22 protein-coding genes are annotated in these 19394 nt (G+C 64.6%); 9 read left to right on the forward strand and 13 right to left on the reverse strand.

The genetic code is table 11. The features are described from left to right. Positions 1–17: 17 nt before the first annotated feature. From ACLI1C_RS05715 to ACLI1C_RS05725, 3 genes are all read left to right on the forward strand, one after another. A complete protein-coding gene (locus ACLI1C_RS05715; protein ID WP_411395902.1) occupies positions 18–2282 on the forward strand; it encodes a putative PEP-binding protein in 2265 nt (754 codons plus the stop codon). A 134-nt stretch (positions 2283–2416) separates the two neighbouring features. Then, entirely contained in the window at positions 2417–2914 is a 498-nt protein-coding gene (locus ACLI1C_RS05720; protein ID WP_411395903.1) for a hypothetical protein, read from the forward strand. 281 nt (positions 2915–3195) lie between these two features. After that, a complete protein-coding gene (locus tag ACLI1C_RS05725; protein WP_411395904.1) occupies positions 3196–4239 on the forward strand; it encodes a cell wall hydrolase in 1044 nt (347 codons plus the stop codon). Positions 4240–4242: 3 nt separating this feature from the next. Here ACLI1C_RS05725 and ACLI1C_RS05730 read toward each other — a convergent pair whose 3' ends face one another. The 3 genes from ACLI1C_RS05730 to ACLI1C_RS05740 form a co-directional block, all read right to left on the reverse strand. After that, positions 4243–4692 carry a hypothetical protein gene (locus ACLI1C_RS05730; RefSeq protein ID WP_411395905.1) on the reverse strand — a complete coding sequence of 150 codons (450 nt, stop codon included), beginning with the start codon at positions 4690–4692 and terminating at the stop codon, positions 4243–4245. 125 nt (positions 4693–4817) lie between these two features. Then, on the reverse strand, positions 4818–5420 hold the full coding sequence (locus ACLI1C_RS05735; RefSeq protein WP_411395906.1) for a YfbR-like 5'-deoxynucleotidase: 603 nt from the start codon (positions 5418–5420) through the stop codon (positions 4818–4820). A gap of 84 nt (positions 5421–5504) precedes the next feature. Then, positions 5505–6344, reverse strand: a complete 840-nt coding sequence (locus tag ACLI1C_RS05740; protein ID WP_411395907.1) for a YgfZ/GcvT domain-containing protein — start codon at positions 6342–6344, stop codon at positions 5505–5507. Positions 6345–6413: 69 nt separating this feature from the next. On the opposite strand from ACLI1C_RS05740, the gene ACLI1C_RS05745 reads away from it, so the two are divergent. Beyond that, entirely contained in the window at positions 6414–7742 is a 1329-nt protein-coding gene (locus tag ACLI1C_RS05745) for a dihydroorotase (protein WP_411395908.1), read from the forward strand. An 8-nt stretch (positions 7743–7750) separates the two neighbouring features. On the opposite strand, the gene ACLI1C_RS05750 is transcribed toward ACLI1C_RS05745, so the two are convergent. From ACLI1C_RS05750 to ACLI1C_RS05760, 3 genes are all read right to left on the reverse strand, one after another. Further along, positions 7751–8011 carry a hypothetical protein gene (locus ACLI1C_RS05750; RefSeq protein ID WP_411395909.1) on the reverse strand — a complete coding sequence of 87 codons (261 nt, stop codon included), beginning with the start codon at positions 8009–8011 and terminating at the stop codon, positions 7751–7753. A gap of 122 nt (positions 8012–8133) precedes the next feature. After that, complete coding sequence (locus ACLI1C_RS05755; RefSeq protein ID WP_411395910.1) at positions 8134–8502, reverse strand: TIGR02301 family protein; 369 nt, start codon at positions 8500–8502, stop codon at positions 8134–8136. A gap of 30 nt (positions 8503–8532) precedes the next feature. Then, positions 8533–8934 (reverse strand): NUDIX hydrolase, encoded by a 402-nt coding sequence (locus tag ACLI1C_RS05760; RefSeq protein WP_411395911.1) that lies wholly within the window; start codon positions 8932–8934, stop codon positions 8533–8535. A 68-nt stretch (positions 8935–9002) separates the two neighbouring features. Here ACLI1C_RS05760 and ACLI1C_RS05765 point away from each other — a divergent pair, with 68 nt between their 5' ends. Beyond that, positions 9003–9731, forward strand: a complete 729-nt coding sequence (locus tag ACLI1C_RS05765) for an SOS response-associated peptidase (RefSeq protein ID WP_411395912.1) — start codon at positions 9003–9005, stop codon at positions 9729–9731. Here the strand turns inward: ACLI1C_RS05765 and ACLI1C_RS05770 are convergent. Both ACLI1C_RS05770 and ACLI1C_RS05775 read right to left on the reverse strand, forming a co-directional pair. After that, a complete protein-coding gene (locus ACLI1C_RS05770) occupies positions 9728–10324 on the reverse strand; it encodes a hemerythrin domain-containing protein (RefSeq protein ID WP_411395913.1) in 597 nt (198 codons plus the stop codon). The genes ACLI1C_RS05765 and ACLI1C_RS05770 overlap by 4 nt on opposite strands. 33 nt (positions 10325–10357) lie before the next feature. After that, the gene (locus ACLI1C_RS05775) at positions 10358–11773 is read right to left on the reverse strand and encodes an FAD-binding oxidoreductase (RefSeq protein WP_411395914.1); all 1416 of its coding nucleotides are present in this window, start codon (positions 11771–11773) and stop codon (positions 10358–10360) included. Positions 11774–12100: 327 nt separating this feature from the next. On the opposite strand from ACLI1C_RS05775, the gene ACLI1C_RS05780 reads away from it, so the two are divergent. After that, positions 12101–12712, forward strand: a complete 612-nt coding sequence (locus ACLI1C_RS05780; protein WP_411395915.1) for a histidine phosphatase family protein — start codon at positions 12101–12103, stop codon at positions 12710–12712. Between the two features lie 58 nt (positions 12713–12770). Next, on the forward strand, positions 12771–13886 hold the full coding sequence (gene aroC / locus ACLI1C_RS05785) for a chorismate synthase (protein WP_411395916.1): 1116 nt from the start codon (positions 12771–12773) through the stop codon (positions 13884–13886). Positions 13887–13944: 58 nt separating this feature from the next. On the opposite strand, the gene ACLI1C_RS05790 is transcribed toward aroC, so the two are convergent. Genes ACLI1C_RS05790 through ACLI1C_RS05805 form a run of 4 tightly spaced genes read right to left on the reverse strand, consistent with a single transcriptional unit; the run spans position 13945 to position 16525 of the window. Further along, positions 13945–14682, reverse strand: coding sequence for a TlyA family RNA methyltransferase (locus tag ACLI1C_RS05790; protein ID WP_411395917.1), 738 nt, complete (start codon positions 14680–14682; stop codon positions 13945–13947). Continuing rightward, the gene (locus tag ACLI1C_RS05795; protein ID WP_411395918.1) at positions 14679–15284 is read right to left on the reverse strand and encodes an SCO family protein; all 606 of its coding nucleotides are present in this window, start codon (positions 15282–15284) and stop codon (positions 14679–14681) included. Before ACLI1C_RS05795 ends, ACLI1C_RS05790 begins: the two co-directional genes overlap by 4 nt. Positions 15285–15318: 34 nt before the next feature. After that, positions 15319–15567 carry an exodeoxyribonuclease VII small subunit gene (locus ACLI1C_RS05800; protein ID WP_411395919.1) on the reverse strand — a complete coding sequence of 83 codons (249 nt, stop codon included), beginning with the start codon at positions 15565–15567 and terminating at the stop codon, positions 15319–15321. A gap of 10 nt (positions 15568–15577) precedes the next feature. After that, positions 15578–16525, reverse strand: coding sequence for a histone deacetylase family protein (locus ACLI1C_RS05805; RefSeq protein WP_411395920.1), 948 nt, complete (start codon positions 16523–16525; stop codon positions 15578–15580). A 91-nt stretch (positions 16526–16616) separates the two neighbouring features. Here ACLI1C_RS05805 and ACLI1C_RS05810 point away from each other — a divergent pair, with 91 nt between their 5' ends. Beyond that, positions 16617–17549: an L-threonylcarbamoyladenylate synthase gene (locus ACLI1C_RS05810; RefSeq protein ID WP_411395921.1), complete on the forward strand. Its 933-nt coding sequence runs from the start codon at positions 16617–16619 to the stop codon at positions 17547–17549. A 116-nt stretch (positions 17550–17665) separates the two neighbouring features. Here ACLI1C_RS05810 and ACLI1C_RS05815 read toward each other — a convergent pair whose 3' ends face one another. Beyond that, on the reverse strand, positions 17666–18616 hold the full coding sequence (locus tag ACLI1C_RS05815) for a DnaJ C-terminal domain-containing protein (protein WP_411395922.1): 951 nt from the start codon (positions 18614–18616) through the stop codon (positions 17666–17668). 127 nt (positions 18617–18743) lie between these two features. Between ACLI1C_RS05815 and pdxH the strand changes: the two genes are divergently transcribed. Next, the gene (gene pdxH, locus ACLI1C_RS05820; protein ID WP_411398234.1) at positions 18744–19361 is read left to right on the forward strand and encodes a pyridoxamine 5'-phosphate oxidase; all 618 of its coding nucleotides are present in this window, start codon (positions 18744–18746) and stop codon (positions 19359–19361) included. Positions 19362–19394: the final 33 nt, after the last annotated feature.

Here is a 19394-nt window from a genome sequence, read left to right on the forward strand (position 1 = left end):
TGAGTCTGGCTCAGGAAATGTTCGCGATTGCCCCGGCCATGGGGAAGGCGAACCTGTCCGCCAGCCAGCTCAAGCTGCTGAGCGGCAAGGCGCGCTGGATTTTCCGGGTCGGGGAAGCCGGTTTCCCCACCGTGCCGACCATCGCGCTGACCCGCGCCGCATGGGAAGCCCTGCAGGGCGAGCGCGCGCATAAGGAACACAAGCTCCGGACCCATTGGGTCGCCTGCCTCTTCAAGCTGGTGGGCAAGGATGCCGTACCGCCCCTGCTGGTGGTGCGAACTTCGGCAGCTGCCCACAATGGCGGGCTGATGCCGGCCAAGCTGGGCATTGCCGCACCAGCCAATCCGGAAGATTCGGTCGATCCAACCCGGCCGCTGGCCAAGGCCATCAAGGCAGCTTTTGACAGCTATGGCTTCGGCCAGGGCTGGACCAGTCGTCCCGACGAGGATCGTGGCCGGCAGATCGTGCTGGTACAGGCCGCGGCCGACGGCGAGATCGAGCAGTTCCTTACCCGTCACGCAGTGACGGGGGCGATGGGGCCGGCGCCGGTCAATGGCGCGCCGCTGCCGCGCATGTCCGAATCCATCGATGCCCTGGTGACCCTGCTCGATGCCAAGGCGGGCCGGCACATGAACTGCCTCGTCGCCATCAAGCGCGGCCAGGTGCAGTTTCTCTCCGCTCGACCCGTCCAGGTCACGGCGGCGGCCGAGCTGGAAGCGGCGGTTGACCGGGTCAATCGCAAGATATGGTCGGCGCAGAATGCGGTGACCCGTGTTGACCCCACCCGCCTGACGCAATTGCTGCATCCGCGCCTCAAATCTGCCGAGGGCGCGGCCCTGATTGCCACGGGCCTGGGCGTGTCGCCCGGCGCCGCCAGCGGCGTCATCGTGTTCAACACCGAGGATGCCGCGCGGATGCGTGCGCGCAGCAAGCACTGCATTCTCGTCGTCAACGAAACCGGTCCGGCCGATATCGAAGGCATGAAGGCGGCGACCGGCATCCTGACCGCCCGCGGCGGCATGTCCAGCCATGCCGGCGTCATCGCCCGGATCACGGGCAAGCCCTGCGTTGCCGGCGTGCGCACAATGTCGGTCGACACGGCGGAAATGGTGTGCCGCATCGGCGATCGCGAATTCCGCACCGGCGACCGCATCACCATCGATGGCAGCGACGGGCATGTCTATATGGGCATGCTGCCGCTCGCCCAGCCCCATATCGGCGGCGCCATCGGCACCTTGCTCGGCTGGTCGGATGCCAGCCGTACCATCGCCGTGCGAACCAATGTGGAAACGGTCGAATCGGCCAGGACGGCGCTGAGCTTCGGCGCCGAGGGCATTGGCCTTGCGCGCAGCGAGCACATGTTCTTTTCGCCCGAGCGCATGGTAGCGCTGCGTCGCGTCATCCTGAGCGAAGACGAGGAAGACCGGAACCGCGCCATCAATGGCCTGGTCGACTACCAGACCGGGGACTATTCAGCGCTGTTCTCCACCATGAACGGCCTGCCCGTGACCGTGCGCCTGTTCGACCCGCCGCTCCATGAATTCCTGCCCCGCACCGATGAAGAGATCGAGGAGACCGCGGCCTCATTCGGCCTTGCCGTGCGCGCGCTGCGGCTGCGCCTCGACCGCATCGCCGAGATCAACCCCATGCTGGGCCACCGCGGCGTACGGCTGGCGATCACCTATCCCGAAATGCTGCAGATGCAGATGCAGGCGCTCATGGCTGGTGCGCGGGCTGCCAGCGAAACCCAGACCGAGCCGGTGGCCGTCGAGGTTATGGTGCCGTTCGTCTCGACGGCCAGCGAGGTGGCCTGGGTGCGTGACCGGGTCAACGCCATTGCAGCCAATTCGGGTCTCCTGCGCACCGACCGGGTCAAGTTCTCCTTCGGCACCATGATCGAGCTGCCCCGCGCCTGCCTGCGGGCGGCCGATATCGCCCAGATGGTCGACTTCTTTTCCTTCGGCACCAACGACCTGACCCAGACCACCTTTGGTATTTCGCGTGACGATGCGCCCACTTTCCTGGCCGCATACCAGCGGAAGGGGATTTATGAGCGCGATCCCTTCGTCAACATCGACGAAAAGGGTGTGGGCGAATTGATCGCCATTGCCATCGAGCGGGGCAGGGCGGCCAATCCCCGCCTCAAGATCGGCATCTGCGGCGAGCATGCCGGCGACCCCGCATCCCTCAGATTCTTTGCCGGACTGGGCGTCGACTATGTCAGCTGCTCACCCTATCGTGTGCCGGTGGCGAGGCTGACGCTGGCGCAGGCTTCTGCTTAAATAGCGCGAGCGCGATCCCCATATAGAGGGGACGAGGTCGGCATGCCCGCCGACGCAGGGGAGATGTTAGCAACGTGAAATTATTGCCGGTTCTGGCGCTGTTGCCGATTGTGGTTTTTTCGACACCTGCCGTCATGGCCCAGCAAACGGGCACGCAATGCACCACCATTGCCGGCGATGCCGAACGTCTGGCTTGCTTCGACGCAGCCTTCGCCGCTCCCACCGGTGAGGCTGGCGACACGCAGCTGGTCTTTGAATCCGAGCAGCTCATTCCCGCCCGACCCAATGGCCGCCGCGCTGCCACCATTACCGTTGCCTGCGACGCCGGGGTGCTGAGCGTGGCATTCGCTTTTGCCGGCAATACCATGTCGGCCCTGGGCAATGATGCGGGGATCACCTGGCAGTTCGACCTGCAGGCCGCGCGCAGCCGCACCCTCCCGGTCAACGAAGACAATACCGCCATCCTGCTGGACAATACCCCGGACGCGCTGGCTTTCATCCAGAGCCTGGAAGGCGCGACCAACCTGACGGTGCGTGTGACGCCGGTGAACTCGCGCTCGCTCTCGGTCCGCTATCGGGTCGATGGCTTTGTTGACCAGGTGGCGCCAGTGCGGGCGGCGTGTGGCGTGTAGGCCGGCTATTCTGCCATCCTTGCCATCCAAGCACAGCTCTCATGGCCTTCTTGGTTTGAAAGGCTCCACTGGAGCCTTTCATCCGCTTTGCGGAACACCTCGAAGTGCGACAAAGCGACCATTCACATTTATGCCCAGCCAGCGCCTTGGTTGGTCCATGGCTGTGCCGCAAACCCCGTTTACCCGCTGCTAACCCTAATCAGACATCATTACGACTGTCGGCATTTTAGCGTCACTTTCGCCGATCAGTAGTTGTGTTGCGTAGTGTTGAGTAGCGTTTAATGGCTTCATCCCACCGGCCGGTGGCGCATTCGCGTCCGGTCAGAGCGGCTCGCCGACATCCCTTCACCAGGTTTCTGGTCGTCGGGATTTTTTGTGGCCTGACCTATGCGGGCCTGACCAACGGCGCTTTCGGCCCCGCCAGCGGACTGGCTGACGCCCTGCCGCCCGAAATCGACCTGGTCGCCGCCAGCATCTCCTATTCGGGTATCGATCCGGTCATTACGGGCTCTGTCGATCACCTGTTCGATGCCGCCAGCTTCACCGGCCCCAATCGCGCCGAAAAGACCGATCGCCTGCGCCCGCCCGTGGACGTGCTCGCCATATCGCGCAGCTTCGCCGAAGTCCGCACCCGGCTGGCCGCGCTGCGTACCGGTGCCGCCGATCCGACCGATCTCGGCCAGTCGCGCCTGGCTGACGTGACCGTCGAGGCAACCGGCGATGTCGAATATGGACCGCGCATGTCGGTCGCTGCCATCAACCCTTCCACGGCCTCGGCGCTTGATGCCATTGCCGGCATCGCGCCGGCATCGGGCACGCCCCTGCCGGTCCTGCCCTCCGAACAACTGGCTTATGCTCGCGCCACTGCGCCCGTCACCGGCGGCTTTTCCAGCGGGCCGGTCGTCAAGGTGTCGGACAAGGAACTCTGGTGCCTGGCAACGGCGATCTATTTCGAAGCCCGCGGCGAAAGCTATCGCGGCCAGGTGGCCGTGGCCCAGGTGGTGCTCAACCGCGTCAAGGATCATCGCTATCCCGACACCATCTGCGGTGTCGTGTTCCAGAACCAGAACCGGCGCAATTCCTGCCAGTTCTCCTTTGCCTGTGACGGCATTCCCGAGACGATCAATGATCGCCAGTCATGGGCACAGGCCGAGGACATCGCCAATCGCTTCACCGCTGGCGAGCTCTATCTGACCGAAGTATCCGATGCGACGCATTATCACGCAACCTATGTGCGTCCCGCCTGGGCGCCGCGCATGAACAAGGTCACCCAGATCGGGCTGCACGTCTTCTACAAGTTCAAGCGCGGCTGGCTGTTCGGCTAGGGCTCAGTGGCGCCAGGCGCCGTAATAGCTGAACGAGCCGGCACTGCGCGTGCTGAAACCGGACCATTTGCCGTTGGTCCAGTATGAGAAGCGGTTTGCGCTCGGTTTGACAGGTTCGACGCTGATCCCCGGATATTGAACATGCGGGGAGAAAATGGCGTCGGTCGAATAGGTGCCGGTTGCGGTGGTGGTGATGGTCACATAGCTGACCTTGCCGGCTTCCACCTTCTTGACCCGCGTCGTCGAAAGCGGATCGGTCGCGACCCAGTCTTCGTAATCGACATTGTATTTGCGCCCCTCGAACCGAACGAGGCGGGCAGCATCGACGCCGGTGATCACCCCTTCGTCACCGAAGGCCTGCAGCACCATGCCGGGGCCGATGGCCGCCAGGGCGGTGGCGCAAATTGCACCCAGGGTCATGCCGAGGAGCAGATGGCGATCTGGCAGGTTCATGGCGGTCTGTCCCGAAATGACGCGGATAGGGGTCTTCGTCTTAACGGATTAGAAACCATAATCGCCCGGCAGGGGCAAAGTTCATCCTTTGTTAGGGTTAATTTTCACAGCCCAAGCTGTTGTCGCTAAAGGGAAATCGCCTCGAAGGCGGCCACGAACCGGTCATGCGCCTCCCGCGTCGGCCAGGGTCGAATCAAGCGGTCGAAGGCATCGACATCAAAGGCGGGGAGGCTGGGCTCGCCAAAGAACTTGCGGGCCTCGCTGTCATCGAAGCCGGCAAGGTGGATAGCCTCGAAGAAAGCGGCCTCCCGATCGGCCTTCTTGACCTGCTTGGCAAGCGCCGCGGGCATGCTGGCGGGCAATGAAAATCGCAGGTAGATCGCCGACAGCAGGCGGTTCTCAACGTCCTTGTAATTGCCACCCATCGCCGCCTTGAACGGCGAGATAATGTCGCCCATCACATATTCGGGGGCGTCATGCAGCAGCGCCTGCACCTGGGCCACGGGCTCGCTGTCGGGATTGTGCGCGCGGAACAGTTCGAGCACGAGCACCGAATGCTGGGCTACCGAGAAGGGGTAGTCCCCATGCGTCTGGCCGTTCCAGCGGGCGACGCGCGCCAGCCCATGCGCAATGTCGGAGAGTTCGACATCCATCGGCGATGGGTCGAGAATATCGAGCCGCCGACCCGACAACATGCGTTGCCAGGCCCGTGCGCTTGCGCGTGCCATGATGCCCCCATCGGTTAGCAGGCTGTTGGCAGCGAGCGTAGCAGTCAGTCCCGATTCGGGGGACTCTGCTGCCGTCAAACCGGACTAGTCTTCTGCTACGGCGTCCCCGAACTGGTACGTCGCCCAAACGGGCAGGGCCACGCCGACCGGCTTGCCCTCGACCGTGACGGCCGCGGGATCGGTGATGCGGTCGAGACGGAGAATGGCGACAGCCATGCGATCGAGCACCTGACCGATCGCTCCGGCCTCCCGCCCGCCGGCCACAACGGCGCTCCCTGCCGGCGCGTCGATGCCCGAGACGATGACCGGGCGGCGCCGTGCCGTGCCGCGATGCTTCATGCGGCTGACCACTTCCTGGCCGACATAGCAGCCCTTGGCAAAGTCGATACCATCGAGAATGTCGAGGCCGATATCATGTGCGAAGGCGTCATTGGCCGGGAAGTCATTGCCTTGGTGAGCGATGCCGACGCCGATTCGCTCAGCATGGTAGAACGCGTCATCCTGCACCCAACTGGCCGTCGCCTCGACCGGGGCAATGGTCCTGTAGCCCATGTCGATCGGCCCCATGCGGTCGGTATGGCGGATGCCTGTGGGTTCTTCATCCTGCGCGAAGCCGACGCGATGGGTTTCGCGCAGGTCGTCGATCGTGGCCTGGGCGCGCAGGCGATACATCTTCATACGCTTGAAGAAATCGTCGGCGACCGACTGGTGTACATCGACCCAGATGGCGTCTTCGGCGTGACCGGCCAGCCCCTCGGCCAGGATCTTGCCCTGCGCTGACAGCAGCGCCCAGGCAGCCGCCACTTCGCCTTCACCCAAACCGATGGCCGGTATCTCCCCGGTCACCACATCATTGAGCAGCTTGTGCGCGTCCGGCCCCGAAAAGCGGAAAACGGCACGGTCGGCACGCAGATGGATGGTCATGATCTCTTGCTTCCCGGACGGAGCGTCCGCTAAACCGGCCCCAAGGCTTTGCACAGGCGGGACCAAGACATGGCGCAGTATGACACCATTTTCAAGAACGCCACGCTGGTCAACCAGGATGGCGAGGGGCTCGGCGATATCGCGGTGCGCAATGGCCGTATCGCGGCGCTCGGCAATGTCGGCGACAGCGCGGCCGAAATCGTCGACTGCAAGGGGCTGCATATCCTGCCCGGCGTCATCGATACCCAGGTGCATTTCCGTGAACCCGGCCTGACGCACAAGGAAGACCTCGAATCGGGCTCGCTCTCTGCGGTGATGGGCGGCGTCACCGGCGTCTTCGAAATGCCCAATACCAATCCGCTGACCACCAGCCGCGAGACTTTCGAAGCCAAGATCGCGGCGGGCACCAACCGCATGCATTGCGACTTCGCCTTCTATATCGGCGGCACGCACGAAAATGTCGGCGAACTGTCCGAGCTGGAAAAGCTGCCGGGCTGTGCCGGCGTCAAGGTCTTCATGGGCTCGTCCACCGGCTCGCTGCTGGTGCAGGACGATGCCGGTGTCGAAGCCATCCTGCGCGCCATTTCGCGCCGGGCCGCCTTTCACTCCGAAGACGAATACATGCTCGAAGAGCGCAAGCACCTCCGCGTGCCAGGCGATCCGTCGAGCCACCCGATCTGGCGCTCGCCCGAGGTTGCGATGAGTTGCACGACGCGCCTGGTCAACCTTGCCCGCAAGACCGGCAAGCGCATCCATGTGCTGCATATCTCGACCAAGGAAGAAATCGTCTACCTCGCCGACCACAAGGATGTGGCGAGCGTCGAGGTGACGCCGCACCACCTGACGCTGGACGAAACCGCCTATACCCGTCTCGGCACCTATGCCCAGATGAACCCGCCGGTGCGCGACAAGGCCCATCGCGAGGGCATCTGGAAGGGCGTCGCCAATGGCGTGGCCGATATCCTGGGCTCGGACCACGCCCCGCATACAAGCGCGGAAAAGGATCATCCCTATCCGGAAAGCCATTCCGGCATGACCGGCGTGCAGACGCTGGTGCCGACCATGCTGGACCATGTCAATGCGGGCAAGCTCAGCCTGTCGCGCTTCGTCGATATGACCAGCGCCGGGCCCAACCGCCTGTTTGGCATCGCCAACAAGGGCCGCATCGCGGTGGGCTATGACGCCGACTTCACCATAGTCGATCTCAAGCGCCGTGAGACCATCACCAATGACTGGGTGAAGAGCCGCGCCGGCTGGACGCCCTATGACGGGGTGACGGTCACCGGCTGGCCGGTGGGCACGGTGGTGCGGGGCAATACGGTGATGTGGCAGGGCGAACTGGTGACGCCGTCAGTCGGCCAGCCGATGCGCTTCCTTGAGGCGCTACCGGCCGCCTAGGCGCAAGCCTATTGCAGGATGCGATCGAGATTGTACTCGCCCGAGCGGATGCGGTCGGGCAAGAGGGCAATGAGGTCCGCGGTGGCCTCGTCGCCATGCATCTTCACGAACGTGGCAAGTGCGGCAAACAGCGAGGCATGCGCCAGCGCAGCGCTCTGCACGCCGTCGTCTTCCGCGCCATTCCACGCCTCGGCCAGATATTCCAGCGCAAGCTGCCGCTCGCCCTGATCGCGGTCGAAAACGGCCTTTCCGGAGGCAGGCGCAAACATGGTTTTGCTCGTCGTCATGACCTTGGGGTTAGCACGAGTAAATGTGGCAGACCCGCGAGAAGTAACCCGAAGGTTAACAGGATCTGCGCAAGTGTATGGAAGGCCCGCGTGGCGCCGCTCGCCTATTCGGCATAGCGCGTGTGAATCTCGCGCGCCGTGCGCTCAGCCTCGATAAGCAGACGCTTCAGCGCCTCGCGTGCGGCGGGCGTGCAAGCCCGGTGAAAGCGCGAATAGGCCGTGTAGCCGACGTTGAAAGCCCCGGCCAGTCGCTGGCGGCGGTCTTCGTCGGGTTCGTCGAGCGTGATCAGCTCGGCCATCTGCGCCCGCCAGTCCTCGGGGCCGGCATCGCAGAGCGGCTGCAGGAAATAGAGGCTGCCCATGATCTCGGCCAGCCGCTCCATTTGCCGCTGGTAGGGCGGGTCGATGGCAAGGCTCGGCACGGTGCCGAGGGCAAGCAGCAGGGCAATGATGGTCAGTCGAAGCTGTTTCAAGATGGCAGTCCGCACGGTCGGCCCTGTCTATCAGCTTTGCAGCAGAACTGCGAAGGCCCTCGCGAGCACGTCATCGAGCCGGCTGGTGGTGCGCAGCGCTATCAGGGCCGCCGGATCCAGCCACTTGTGATCGGCCACCTCGTCGGAGGCCCTGACCTGTCCGGTGAAATCACGCGTGACAAAGACTGCGAGTCGGAACGTGCCGTCGCGACCCAGCGCCTGCACCATGACCGGGCGCGGATTGCGGATGACGAGGCCAACCTCCTCGGCGATCTCGCGTATGGCGCATTGCTCGATGGTTTCACCCGCTTCCATGCGGCCGCCGGGCAGGGTCCACAAATGCTGGTAGGGTGCATAGGCGCGCTTGATCAGCAGCACCTTGCCTTCGCGCACGATGGCGACGCTGGCGGCATTGGGAAGGTCGTCGTTCACGCTGTGTCCATTTGCGATTCGTCAGGCCAGAGACTACCTCTACCGAGCTGATTCCGGAGACATGAAACATGTGCGGACGCTACGCTTCGACGCTGCCGCCCGAAATGATGGTGGAGCTGTTCAGGCTGCTCAAGGGGGTTGAGGTTGTGCCGCGCTACAATATCGCGCCAACCCAGCCCATCGTCGCCATCTGGGAGCAGGAGGGTCGGCGCGAGGCGCATTTCGCCCGCTGGGGGCTGGTGCCGGGCTGGGTCAAGGACCCGCGTGAATTCCCCCTGCTGGTCAATGCCCGTGTGGAAACCATGGCAGAAAAGCCGGCCTTTCGCGACGCGCTCAAGCATGGCCGCTGCATCATCCCGGCCAGTGGCTACTATGAGTGGCACACCAATCCCGACAAGACCAAGCAGCCCTATTTCATCACCATGGCCAATGACCGCCCGATGGCGCTGGCCGGGCTCTATGCCAGCTGGATGGGCCCCAATGGCGAGGAGATCGACAGCGTCGCCACCATCACCGTACCGGCCAATCCGCAACTGAGCGAAATCCACGATCGTATGCCTGCCATCCTGGATGGGGAGGCAATCGAGAACTGGCTCAATGTGCGGGATGTCCGGGCGCACCATGCCGCGCAACTGGCCCTGCCGCTGGAAGATGGCGCCTTGAAATTCCACCCGGTCTCGACACGGGTCAATTCAGCGCGCGACGATGATGCCGGGTTGATCGAGAAGGTAGAGGTGCAGAAGCCCGAGCCGCGGCCCAGGAAGGTCGCGGGCGGCGGACAGCTGGACCTGTTCTAGACTCCGATCCCGAAATAGCCCAAGGCATCGCCCATGGCGTCTTCCTCGTAGCCGAGATGGCTGAGCAGGACGCGCTCAAGGGCATGATAGACCGTCTTGGTGTCCTCGAAACGCGCGGGCGTCGTCTCTTCCGCCAGGGCATTGAGCGCGTCGACCAGGCGCATCAGCAATTCGTGCACGACGACATGCTCGGCCTGCAGCCGGTCGGCAATGGCCTTGAAGGCCGGACCCTGCGCTGCCAGCCCGGGGAAGATGGCGTAGTCCTCGATGGAATGGTGGCCGTGCACGAACTGGCAATACTGGCCGCAGAGATTGCCGAAGCGGCGATAGTTGGCGACCATGGCCAGACTGTCGGTCTCGGCCGCAATCTCGGCCTGCGTGGCGGTGCCGGCATTGGCCCGTTCGATTAGCTTGCCGAGCGTGACCATGTTGTCGCGCAGATGATCATGGATCATGCGCAGATGCTGGCCAGGCGCCCGCTGGGCGTCGGTCAGGCCTTCGAGTTTCTGGATGGGTGGACGCGTCGCGTCGTCGAGAAAGGCAATGTTGAGCAGCATGCGGCGATAGATGGCGTCCAGGCATGGCGAGTGCAAGACGGCACAAAATGGTGACCGACCTGCGCTTGCCTATCCCAGCATCTTTCCCGGATTTAGAATCCCCTTGGGGTCCAGCGCCGTCTTGATGGCGCGCATCATGTCCAGCGCCACCGGATCCTTGACCTGCTTCAGCAGCTCGCGCTTCAGCTGTCCGATGCCGTGCTCGGCCGAAACCGAACCGCCAAGCCGCAGCACGATCTCGTAGATGGCTTCATGCATTCTCTCATCTGCGGCGGCCATGAAGGCCTTTGCATCGGCGCCGACGGGCTGGCTGAAATTGAAGTGGATATTGCCATCGCCCATATGGCCGAAGGGGACCGGTCGAATGCCGGGAAACAGGCGTTCCGCGGCGGCGCTGCCCTCGGCGATGAGCGCGGGTATCGCGGCAATGGGCACCGAGACATCGTGCTTGATCGAGGCGCCTTCCTTGCTCTGCACCTCGCTCATCTGCTCGCGGAACGCCCACATGCGGGTGCGGTCGGCGAGCGATTCGGCAAAGACCGCATTGTCGATGAGACCATCGGCAAAGGCGGCCTCGATGGCCGATTGAAGCGCGCCTGGCGCGCCGCCCTGCATGCGGCTGACCTCGATCAGCGCATACCACGGGGAGGGCCCCGCCGTCGGGTCGCGGTCCAGCATGCCGTGCCGGAGCTGCATGTCGAGGCCCAGCCAGGGGACGATCTCGAAGGCGTTGAGCCGGCTGCCCGTGCGTTGGCGCAGCAGCTGGAACAGCGTCAGCGCCACCTCGGGGCCAGCAATGTTGACGATGGTGGTTTCGTAGTCTTCCGGCTTGGGAAAGATCTTCAGGGTCGCCGCGGTGATGATGCCCAGCGTCCCCTCGGCACCCACCAGCAGGTCCTTGAGATCGTAGCCGGTATTGTCCTTCTTCAGCGAATTGAGGCCACGGTAGAGCCGGCCATCAGCCAGCACCGCCTCGACGCCCATGGTGAGCTCCCGCGCATTGCCAAAGGCGAGCACATTGACCCCGCCGGCATTGGACGAGAGCAGCCCCCCGATGCGGGCCGAGCCCTGCGAGCCGAGCCAGAGCGGAAAGATCGTGCCCTCGGCCTCGGCGGCCTTGTGGGCATTTTCCAGGATCACCCCGGCTTCCGCCGTCATGGTCCCGGCTGCGACATCGACCGAACGAATGCGGTCGAGCCTGGTGAGGCTGACGATGACCTCGTCGCCCCGCAGCGGCACCTGCGCGCCCACCAGCCCGGTATTGCCGCCCTGCGGGATGATGCCGACGCCATGCTCATGCGCCCAGCGCATTATGGCTTGGACCTGCTCGACCGAGCCGGGCAGGGCGATGGCGGCAGCGCCCCTGTGGAAGCGCTTGCGCGGTTCGTTGAGGTAGTTCCCCATCCGCCCTGGCTCGCCGATGACAGCATTTGCGCCGAGCATTGTGCTGAGCTGGGCGACGATATCGGCGGCGGAAAGTGTCATGAAACAACCGGAGCTTGGCGGGCGGTGAACGTGTCCCTGCCTTCGGCCATGTGCCACAACCGGCGCGGCGACTCCAGCACGGGACGGCAACAATGGCCACTCGATTGCGGACAGGCAAGCGCGCGCTGCTGGTGGCGAGCGCTGAAACATAGCTGCTGAGCGATCTGGCAGGTGGCGCGGCCGATAAAATCCAGTACGTTGCTACCGGCTGCGCCGTCATCGGCATGACATTGCCCGATACTGTTGCGTCCGAGGCGAGCGAATAGGCGCTCGCTGCTCACTCTAGCCTCGCAGGACGCGCCGGCTCAGCGGCGCGGGAATGAATCGATGACAGCGTTGGTCTGGCCGGAAATCTACTTTGTCCGGCATGGTGAAACCCCCTGGAATGCCGAGCGTCGCTACCAGGGCCGCAAGGATATTCCGCTCAACGACAAGGGTCGCGGGCAGGCCAACCAGAACGGCCGGACGCTGGCCGCCCTGTTCGCGGCGCGCGGACTGGATCCCATGGCCTTCGAGTGGCACGCATCCCCGCTCGGCCGTACGCGCGAAACCATGGATCGGGTGCGGGCGGGGTTCGACACTCATCTGCCCGACGTCAAATATGATGTCAGGCTGATGGAAATCTCCTTTGGCGTGCTCGAGGGCGAGCTGTTCGAACAGTTGCCGGCCAACATGGCGGTCGCGCCGGGCGCCCGCGACGAAGCCTACTGGGACTATCGCCCGGAAAATGGGGAGAACTACCGCGATGTCGAGGCCCGGCTGGCCGAGTTTTCCAGCGTGCTCAAGGGCCCGTCCGTGGTGGTGGCCCATGGCGGCATAGCGCGGACGCTGCGGGTGCTGATCGAGCATGCGCCGATCATCGACGTCATCAACTGGGCGCCGCCGCAGGACGCGATCATGCACTTCACCCCCGGCCGGATGGAACTGCTGCGCGGCTAGGTCCGATTGACCTTCCCGCCCGTGGCTCCTAGAAAGCCGCCAACCACGGGGCCGCTCCATGTCGTTCAATACATTCGGACATCTGTTTCGTTTCACCACCTGGGGCGAAAGCCATGGGCCGGCGCTCGGGGTGGTCGTGGATGGCTGCCCGCCCGGCCTGGTGCTGACGCCAGAGATGATCCAGCGCGATCTTGATCGCCGCAAGCCCGGCCAATCGAAGTATACCACCCAGCGGCGGGAGGCCGACGAGGTCAAGATCCTCTCGGGCGTGTTCGAGGACGAGCGCACCGACGGGCCGCGCACCACCGGCACGCCGATCTCGCTGATGATCGAGAATACCGACCAGCGCTCCAAGGACTATGCGGAAATCCGCGACAAATACCGTCCGGGCCACGCCGACTATACCTATGACCAGAAATACGGCATCCGCGACTATCGCGGCGGCGGCCGCACCTCGGCGCGCGAGACCGCGGCGCGCGTCGCGGCAGGCGCCGTGGCGCGGCAGGTGCTGGCGGGCATCACCATTCGCGCCAGCCTCGTCCAGGTCGGGCCACACAAGATCGACTATGCCAATTTCGACTGGGACCAGGTGGGGGAGAACCCCTTCTTTTGCGCCGATGCCAAGGCGGCCGAACTGTGGGCCGGCTATCTCGACGGCATCCGCAAGGAAGGCAATTCCGTGGGTGCTGTGATCGAGGTGGTCGCCGAAAATGTCCCGGCTGGCTGGGGCGCGCCGATCTATGGCAAACTCAGCGCCGACCTCGCCTCGGCGATGATGAGCATCAATGCGGTCAAGGCCGTCGAAATCGGCGCGGGCTTTGAATCGGCAAGCCTGACCGGCATCGACAATGCCGACCAGATGCGGGCAGGGGCCGACAAGCCCTATTTCCTGTCCAACCAGGCCGGCGGCATTCTCGGCGGCATTTCCAACGGCGATCCCATTGTCTGCCGCTTCGCCGTCAAGCCGACCTCATCGATCCTGACGCCGCGCCAGACTGTGACCACGGCCAACGAGGATACCGACATCGTCACCAAGGGACGGCACGACCCCTGCGTAGGCATCCGCGCCGTGCCGGTGGGCGAAGCCATGATGGCGCTGGTGCTGGCCGACCACATGCTGCGGCATCGCGGCCAGACCGGCCGGGACGGCGCTGTGGGGTTCGAGAGGAACTGACTGCTCTTCCCTTCTCCCCCTTAGGGAAAAGCCGCCTGAAGGGCGGATGAGCGGTCTGCTAGCTTCTCGCAAAAACCAGCACGGTTTCCACGTTCCCATCACCACCAGCGATGGGCGAGGTCTCGGACTTGCGATGCGCAAAGCCGTGTTGAGCCATGAAGGCGATGACTTCGGCCAAGGCCGTGTCGATGGCGACCTGATCGGTGACGATGCCGCCCTTGCCGACATTCTGCCGGCCGACTTCGAACTGCGGCTTGAACAGGATCACCGCATCGGCGGTCGGCGTACACAGCGCCAGTGGCGCCTCGAGCACCTTGGTCACCGAAACAAAGCTGACATCGGAAACCAGCAGGTCGATCGGCTCGGGAATCATCTCGGCCGTGAGGTCGCGGGCATTGACGCTCTCCATGCTGACCACGCGGTCGCTGCCCTTGAGGCGCTGGTGCAACTGGTCGTGGCCGACATCGACGGCGTAGATGCGACGCGCGCCACGCTCCATCAGCACCTGGGTGAAACCCCCGGTGGATGAGCCGACGTCGATGCAGGTCTTGCCGGCCACGTTTATGGCGCCGGCATCAAGGCCGGCAACCAGCTTGAGCGCTGCGCGCGAGACATAGTTGGCTGCAGGGTCGCTGAGCTCGAGCTTGTCGTCGCGGCCGACCATCTGGTTCTGCTTGTGGGCGGTGACGCCATTGATGGTGACGGTGCCGCGCAGGATGGCGTCGCGCGCCCGGGCCCGGCTCGGCACGAGGCCGCGCTGTTCGAGCGCGAGATCGAGGCGGATGCGCTCGCTCATCCCTCGACCAGGCGCTTGACCTTTGCCAGGGCCGTGTCCTGCGCTTCCTCATAGGCGATGGTGCCCTCGAAGCTGCCGTCGTCGTCGATGAGGAAGGTCAGCGCGGTGTGATTGACCAGATAATAGGGGTCGCCAGGCTCGCCGACCTTTTCGGAGAACACGCCAAAGGCGGCCTTGGCGTTTTCGGTCTGCTCCAGATCGTGCCCGACAAGGCCAATGACGCTGGGGTCGAAGCCCTCGACATATTCCCTGACCATGTCGAGCGTGTCGCGCTCGGGGTCGACCGAGACGAAGATGATGCGCAATTGCTCGTCGGTCAGCCCCAGCTGCGACCGCAGGGCCGTCGTCTCGGCCAGCGTCGTAGGGCAAACATCAGGGCAGAAGGTGTAGCCGAAAAAGATCAGGCTGGGCACGCCGCGCAGGTCATCCTGCGTGAAGGCTCCACCCTTGGTCGAGTTGAGCGCAAATTCCTGGCCGGTGATCCCCAGAGGCCGCGCCGGTGGCCGGAACAGATAAAGCGCCGTGGCGCCAATGGCCACGAGGGCAACGAGCGTCCACAGGACGATGCGGAAATTGCGGATGGTCTTCGGTGCGGTGGTCATATTGCCTCTGTGGCACGCCTGGATGCGAATGCGGTTAGGCGTCGAGCGGTTCGGTGCCCGTCGGCTTGCCATCGCGGCTCAGGGTGATCTTCTCGATGCGCGCCTCTGCCGTGCGCAGCAGCGCTTCGCAATGGGCCTTGAGGGCTTCGCCGCGCTCGTAGATGGCGATGGATTCGGCCAGCGGCGCGCGGCCGGATTCCAGCTTGCCGACAATCTCTTCGAGCTGGGCCAACGCGGCCTCGAAGGTCAGGGTCTTGACGTCGTCATTGCTGGTTTCGGCCATGGCAAAGGTCCTAATCGTCGAGGCGCCCGATGGCGCCGTCCATCAGCATGGCGACGTGATGGGATGCACCGCCCGCCAGGCCCTTGAGGTCATAGCCACCTTCGAGCAGCGACACAATGCGATTGCCGCAGGCGCGTTCGGCCACATCCATCAACTTGCCCGTGAGCCAGCCAAAGTCGGCCGAATTCCAGTTGAGCTGCGCCAATGGGTCGCGCTCATGCGCGTCGAATCCGGCCGAAATCAGGATCAGGTCGGGCGAGAAATCGATCAGCGCCGGGATGATGTGACTGGCATAGGCCTCGCGCATGCTGGAGCCGTCGCTATTGGGGTCGAGCGGGACATTGGTGATGTTGCCGACGCCCGTCTCGCTTGGCTTGCCCGTGCCCGGATAGAGCGGCATCTGGTGGCTGGATGCGTAGAAGACCGTTGAATCTGCTTTGAAAATATCCTGCGTGCCATTGCCGTGATGCACGTCGAAATCGACGATGGCGATACGTTCGGCGCCGTATTTGCGCTGCGCTTCGCGGGCGACGACGGCGATGGTGTTGATCAGGCAGAAGCCCATGGGTGTGGCGATTTCGGCGTGGTGGCCGGGCGGGCGGATGGCGCAGAAGGCGTTGTCGACTTCGCCCAGCAGCACCGCGTCGAGCGCGTTGAGGGCGCCGCCGAGGCCCGTGGCAACCACGGCCAGCGAATCCGCCGAAATGAAGGTATCGGCATCGATCTGTCCGATCCCCTCGGCCGGGCGGCCATCGCGCAGCCGCGACAAGTATCTGGAATCATGCACCAATTCGGCCAGCATCAGGTCGCCCGACGGCGCATTGCGGCGCAGCAGCTTGTCGAAGCGCGGCCGGCTGAGCGCCTCTTCGACGGCCCGGATTCGGTCGGCGCGCTCGGGGTGACCCTGCGGCGTGACGTGGTCGGCAAAATTCGGCTGACTGACGAGCAGCGTGGTCACGCGGGGCGAGTCTCCTGTCGATTCGTCACTTCGTCTTGACGCGCCGGGGTCCCGTTGTCAAACAACCGCCACCAGTATGAACGGTTGATGTATGACGGATGAACCAAAATCGGTGGCAGAGGCGGCCGCGCTGCTCCGTGCCGGCCAGCTCTGCGCCTTCCCGACCGAAACGGTCTATGGCCTGGGTGCCGACGCGACCGATGCCGATGCGGTGCTGTCGATCTATGAAACCAAGGGGCGGCCGCGCTTCAATCCGCTGATCATCCACTGCGCCGACCTGGCCATGGCTGAAACCCTGGCCGAGTTCTCGCCACTGGCGCGCCGGGTGGCGAGCCTCTGGCCAGGCAGCCTGACGCTGGTCCTGCCGGCGCGGCCGGGCAATGGTCTGGCCGATGTGGCAACGGCCGGTCTCGACAGCGTGGCCATCCGCATTCCCGACCATCCCCTGGCGCTGCAGCTGATCGCGGCGGTGGGCCGGCCCCTGGCCGCCCCGTCGGCCAATCCGTCGGGACGCCTGTCGCCGACCACGGCAGAACAGGTGCGGCGCGGCTTTGCCGGCCGGGTGCCGGTGCTGGATGGCGGTCCCTGCCAGGCGGGCGTTGAATCCACCATCATCCGGGTCGAGGGCGAGCGACTGGTGCAATTGCGGGCCGGGGCCGTGGCGCGCGAGGAGATCGAGCGCCGCCTGGGCGTGGCAGTCGCGCTGGCGGAAAAGCATGTCGCGGTCACCGCGCCGGGCATGCTGGTCAGTCACTATGCTCCCAATGCGCTGCTGCGGCTCAATGCCGAGCCGCGCCCTGGCGAGGCCTATCTGGCATTTGGCAATGCAGCGGCGTTTGCTGGCCCGATGCGTAACCTGTCACCGGCGGGGGACCTGCACGAGGCGGCACGCAACCTGTTCTCGATGCTGCATGAGCTGGACGCTGCAGGGGCCAGCATGATTGCCGTGGCCCCGATCCCCGACGAGAGACTGGGTGAGGCGATCAACGACCGGCTGCAAAGGGCGGCCGCGCCGCGGGGGTAGGACCCCCACCTAACCTCCCCCTGAAGGGGGAGGGACCGATCCAGTTTGTGGCTCGATCTTGCCACATCCACCATCCTGCTCCTCCCCCTTCAGGGGGAGGCTGGGTGGGGGTCTTGCTAATCACGCACCTTGTACGGCTTCTGCTCGCGCATGAACCGGGCCAGCGCCTCGAGGTCCGGATCTCCGCCAGGGGGCAGGATGACCTTGAGATTGGCATAGAGATCGCCCTCGCCGTAGAGCCCCTTGCCCTTGAGGCGCAGCGCCTTGCCGGTGTCGATGCCGGGCGGCAGGTTGAGTTCCACTGAGCCGTCGAGCGTCGGCACGCGCACCTTGGCGCCCAGCACGGCTTCGTAAAGCGTGATCGGCACATCGGTGCGCAGGTCCGCGCCGTCGCGGCGGAACTGCTTGGATTTGCCGAAGCGCACGGTGACCAGTGCGTCTCCGGGTTCGCCGAGCCCGGGCGAGCCCTGGCCCTTGAGGCGGATCTGCTGGCCTTCCTCGACCTTGTCAGGCAGCTTGACCGACAGCACCTTGCCCGAAGGCATGCGCACCGGGATCGAGCCACCCTTGTGGGCGTCCTCGAGCGAGACGGTGGCGTTGACCACAATATCCTCGCCCTTCATGCTCCGCCCGGCGCCAGCGCCACCCGCAGCGGCTCCCGCAAAGGGGTCCCACTGCGCGCCGCCGGCCGGGCCGCGGCCCGCTCCGGGTCCGCCACGCTGCTGGCCGCCAAAGCCGCTCATGAATTCCTTGAGGATGTCCTCGGCCGAAAAGCCGCCCGCGGCTGTACGGCCGCCGCGCTGCCCGCCCGAAAAGCCACCGGGATTGAAGCCGGCAAATTTGGGATTGCCGTCGGCATCAATCTCGCCGCGGTCGAACTGGCCGCGCTTTTCGGGGTCATTGAGCAGGTCATAGGCATTCGTCGCCTCGGCAAACTTGCCGTGCGCCGCAGGGTCGTCTGGGTTCTGGTCGGGGTGATACTTCTTGGCCAGCTTGCGATAGGCGGACTTGATGTCCTTCTCGCTCGCCGATCTTGGCACCCCAAGCACGGTATAGGGATCGCGCATTTGGTCCATTCAATGAGTCGGGCGTTGCTTAGCCCAGGTTTCCCGTCCTATATGGCGACCACCCCCCGCCTTGTCCAGTTTTGAGCCGCCGGCTCGCGACTAAGGGATGAAATTCATGCTTCAAACGCTGACTGAACGCCTGTTTGACGACGGCGACCGGACCGATCTCGACCCCTTTGCCGTGTTCGAGGAGTGGTTTGCATTGGCCCGCGAGGCTGAGATCAACGATCCGCACACCATGGCATTGGCCAGCGTCGATGACGAGGGCATGCCCGATGTGCGCATGGTGCTGCTCAACGCCCGAGATGCGCGCGGGTTCAGCTTCTTCACCAATTTCGAGAGCGAGAAGGGGCGCCAGCTGCTGGCCCATCCCAAGGCCGCCATGGTGATGCACTGGAAATCGCTGCGCCGGCAGGTGCGGATGCGCGGCCCGGTCGAAGTGGTCTCGCCCGAAGAGGCCGACGCCTATTTCGGCAGCCGTCCCAAGGGCAGCCAGATTGCCTCGGCGGCCTCCCAACAGTCGCGGGCGCTCGACAGCAAGATGACGCTGCTCAATCGCCTATCCGAACTCGCCACCACGATCGACGACGGCCCCGTGATCCGCCCGCCGCACTGGTCGGGCTTCCGCATCGTGCCGACCAGCATCGAATTCTGGAAAGACGGCGAATTTCGCCTGCATGACCGGGTACGTTTTACCCGAGAAAGCGCGGACCAGCCCTGGGTGAGTACCCGGCTTTATCCATAGGCCTTCTACCGGCCTCCCTGAAGGGGGAGGGTG

The organism is Devosia sp. XGJD_8, from assembly GCF_046614475.1.
Classification (GTDB): Bacteria; Pseudomonadota; Alphaproteobacteria; order Rhizobiales; family Devosiaceae; genus Devosia.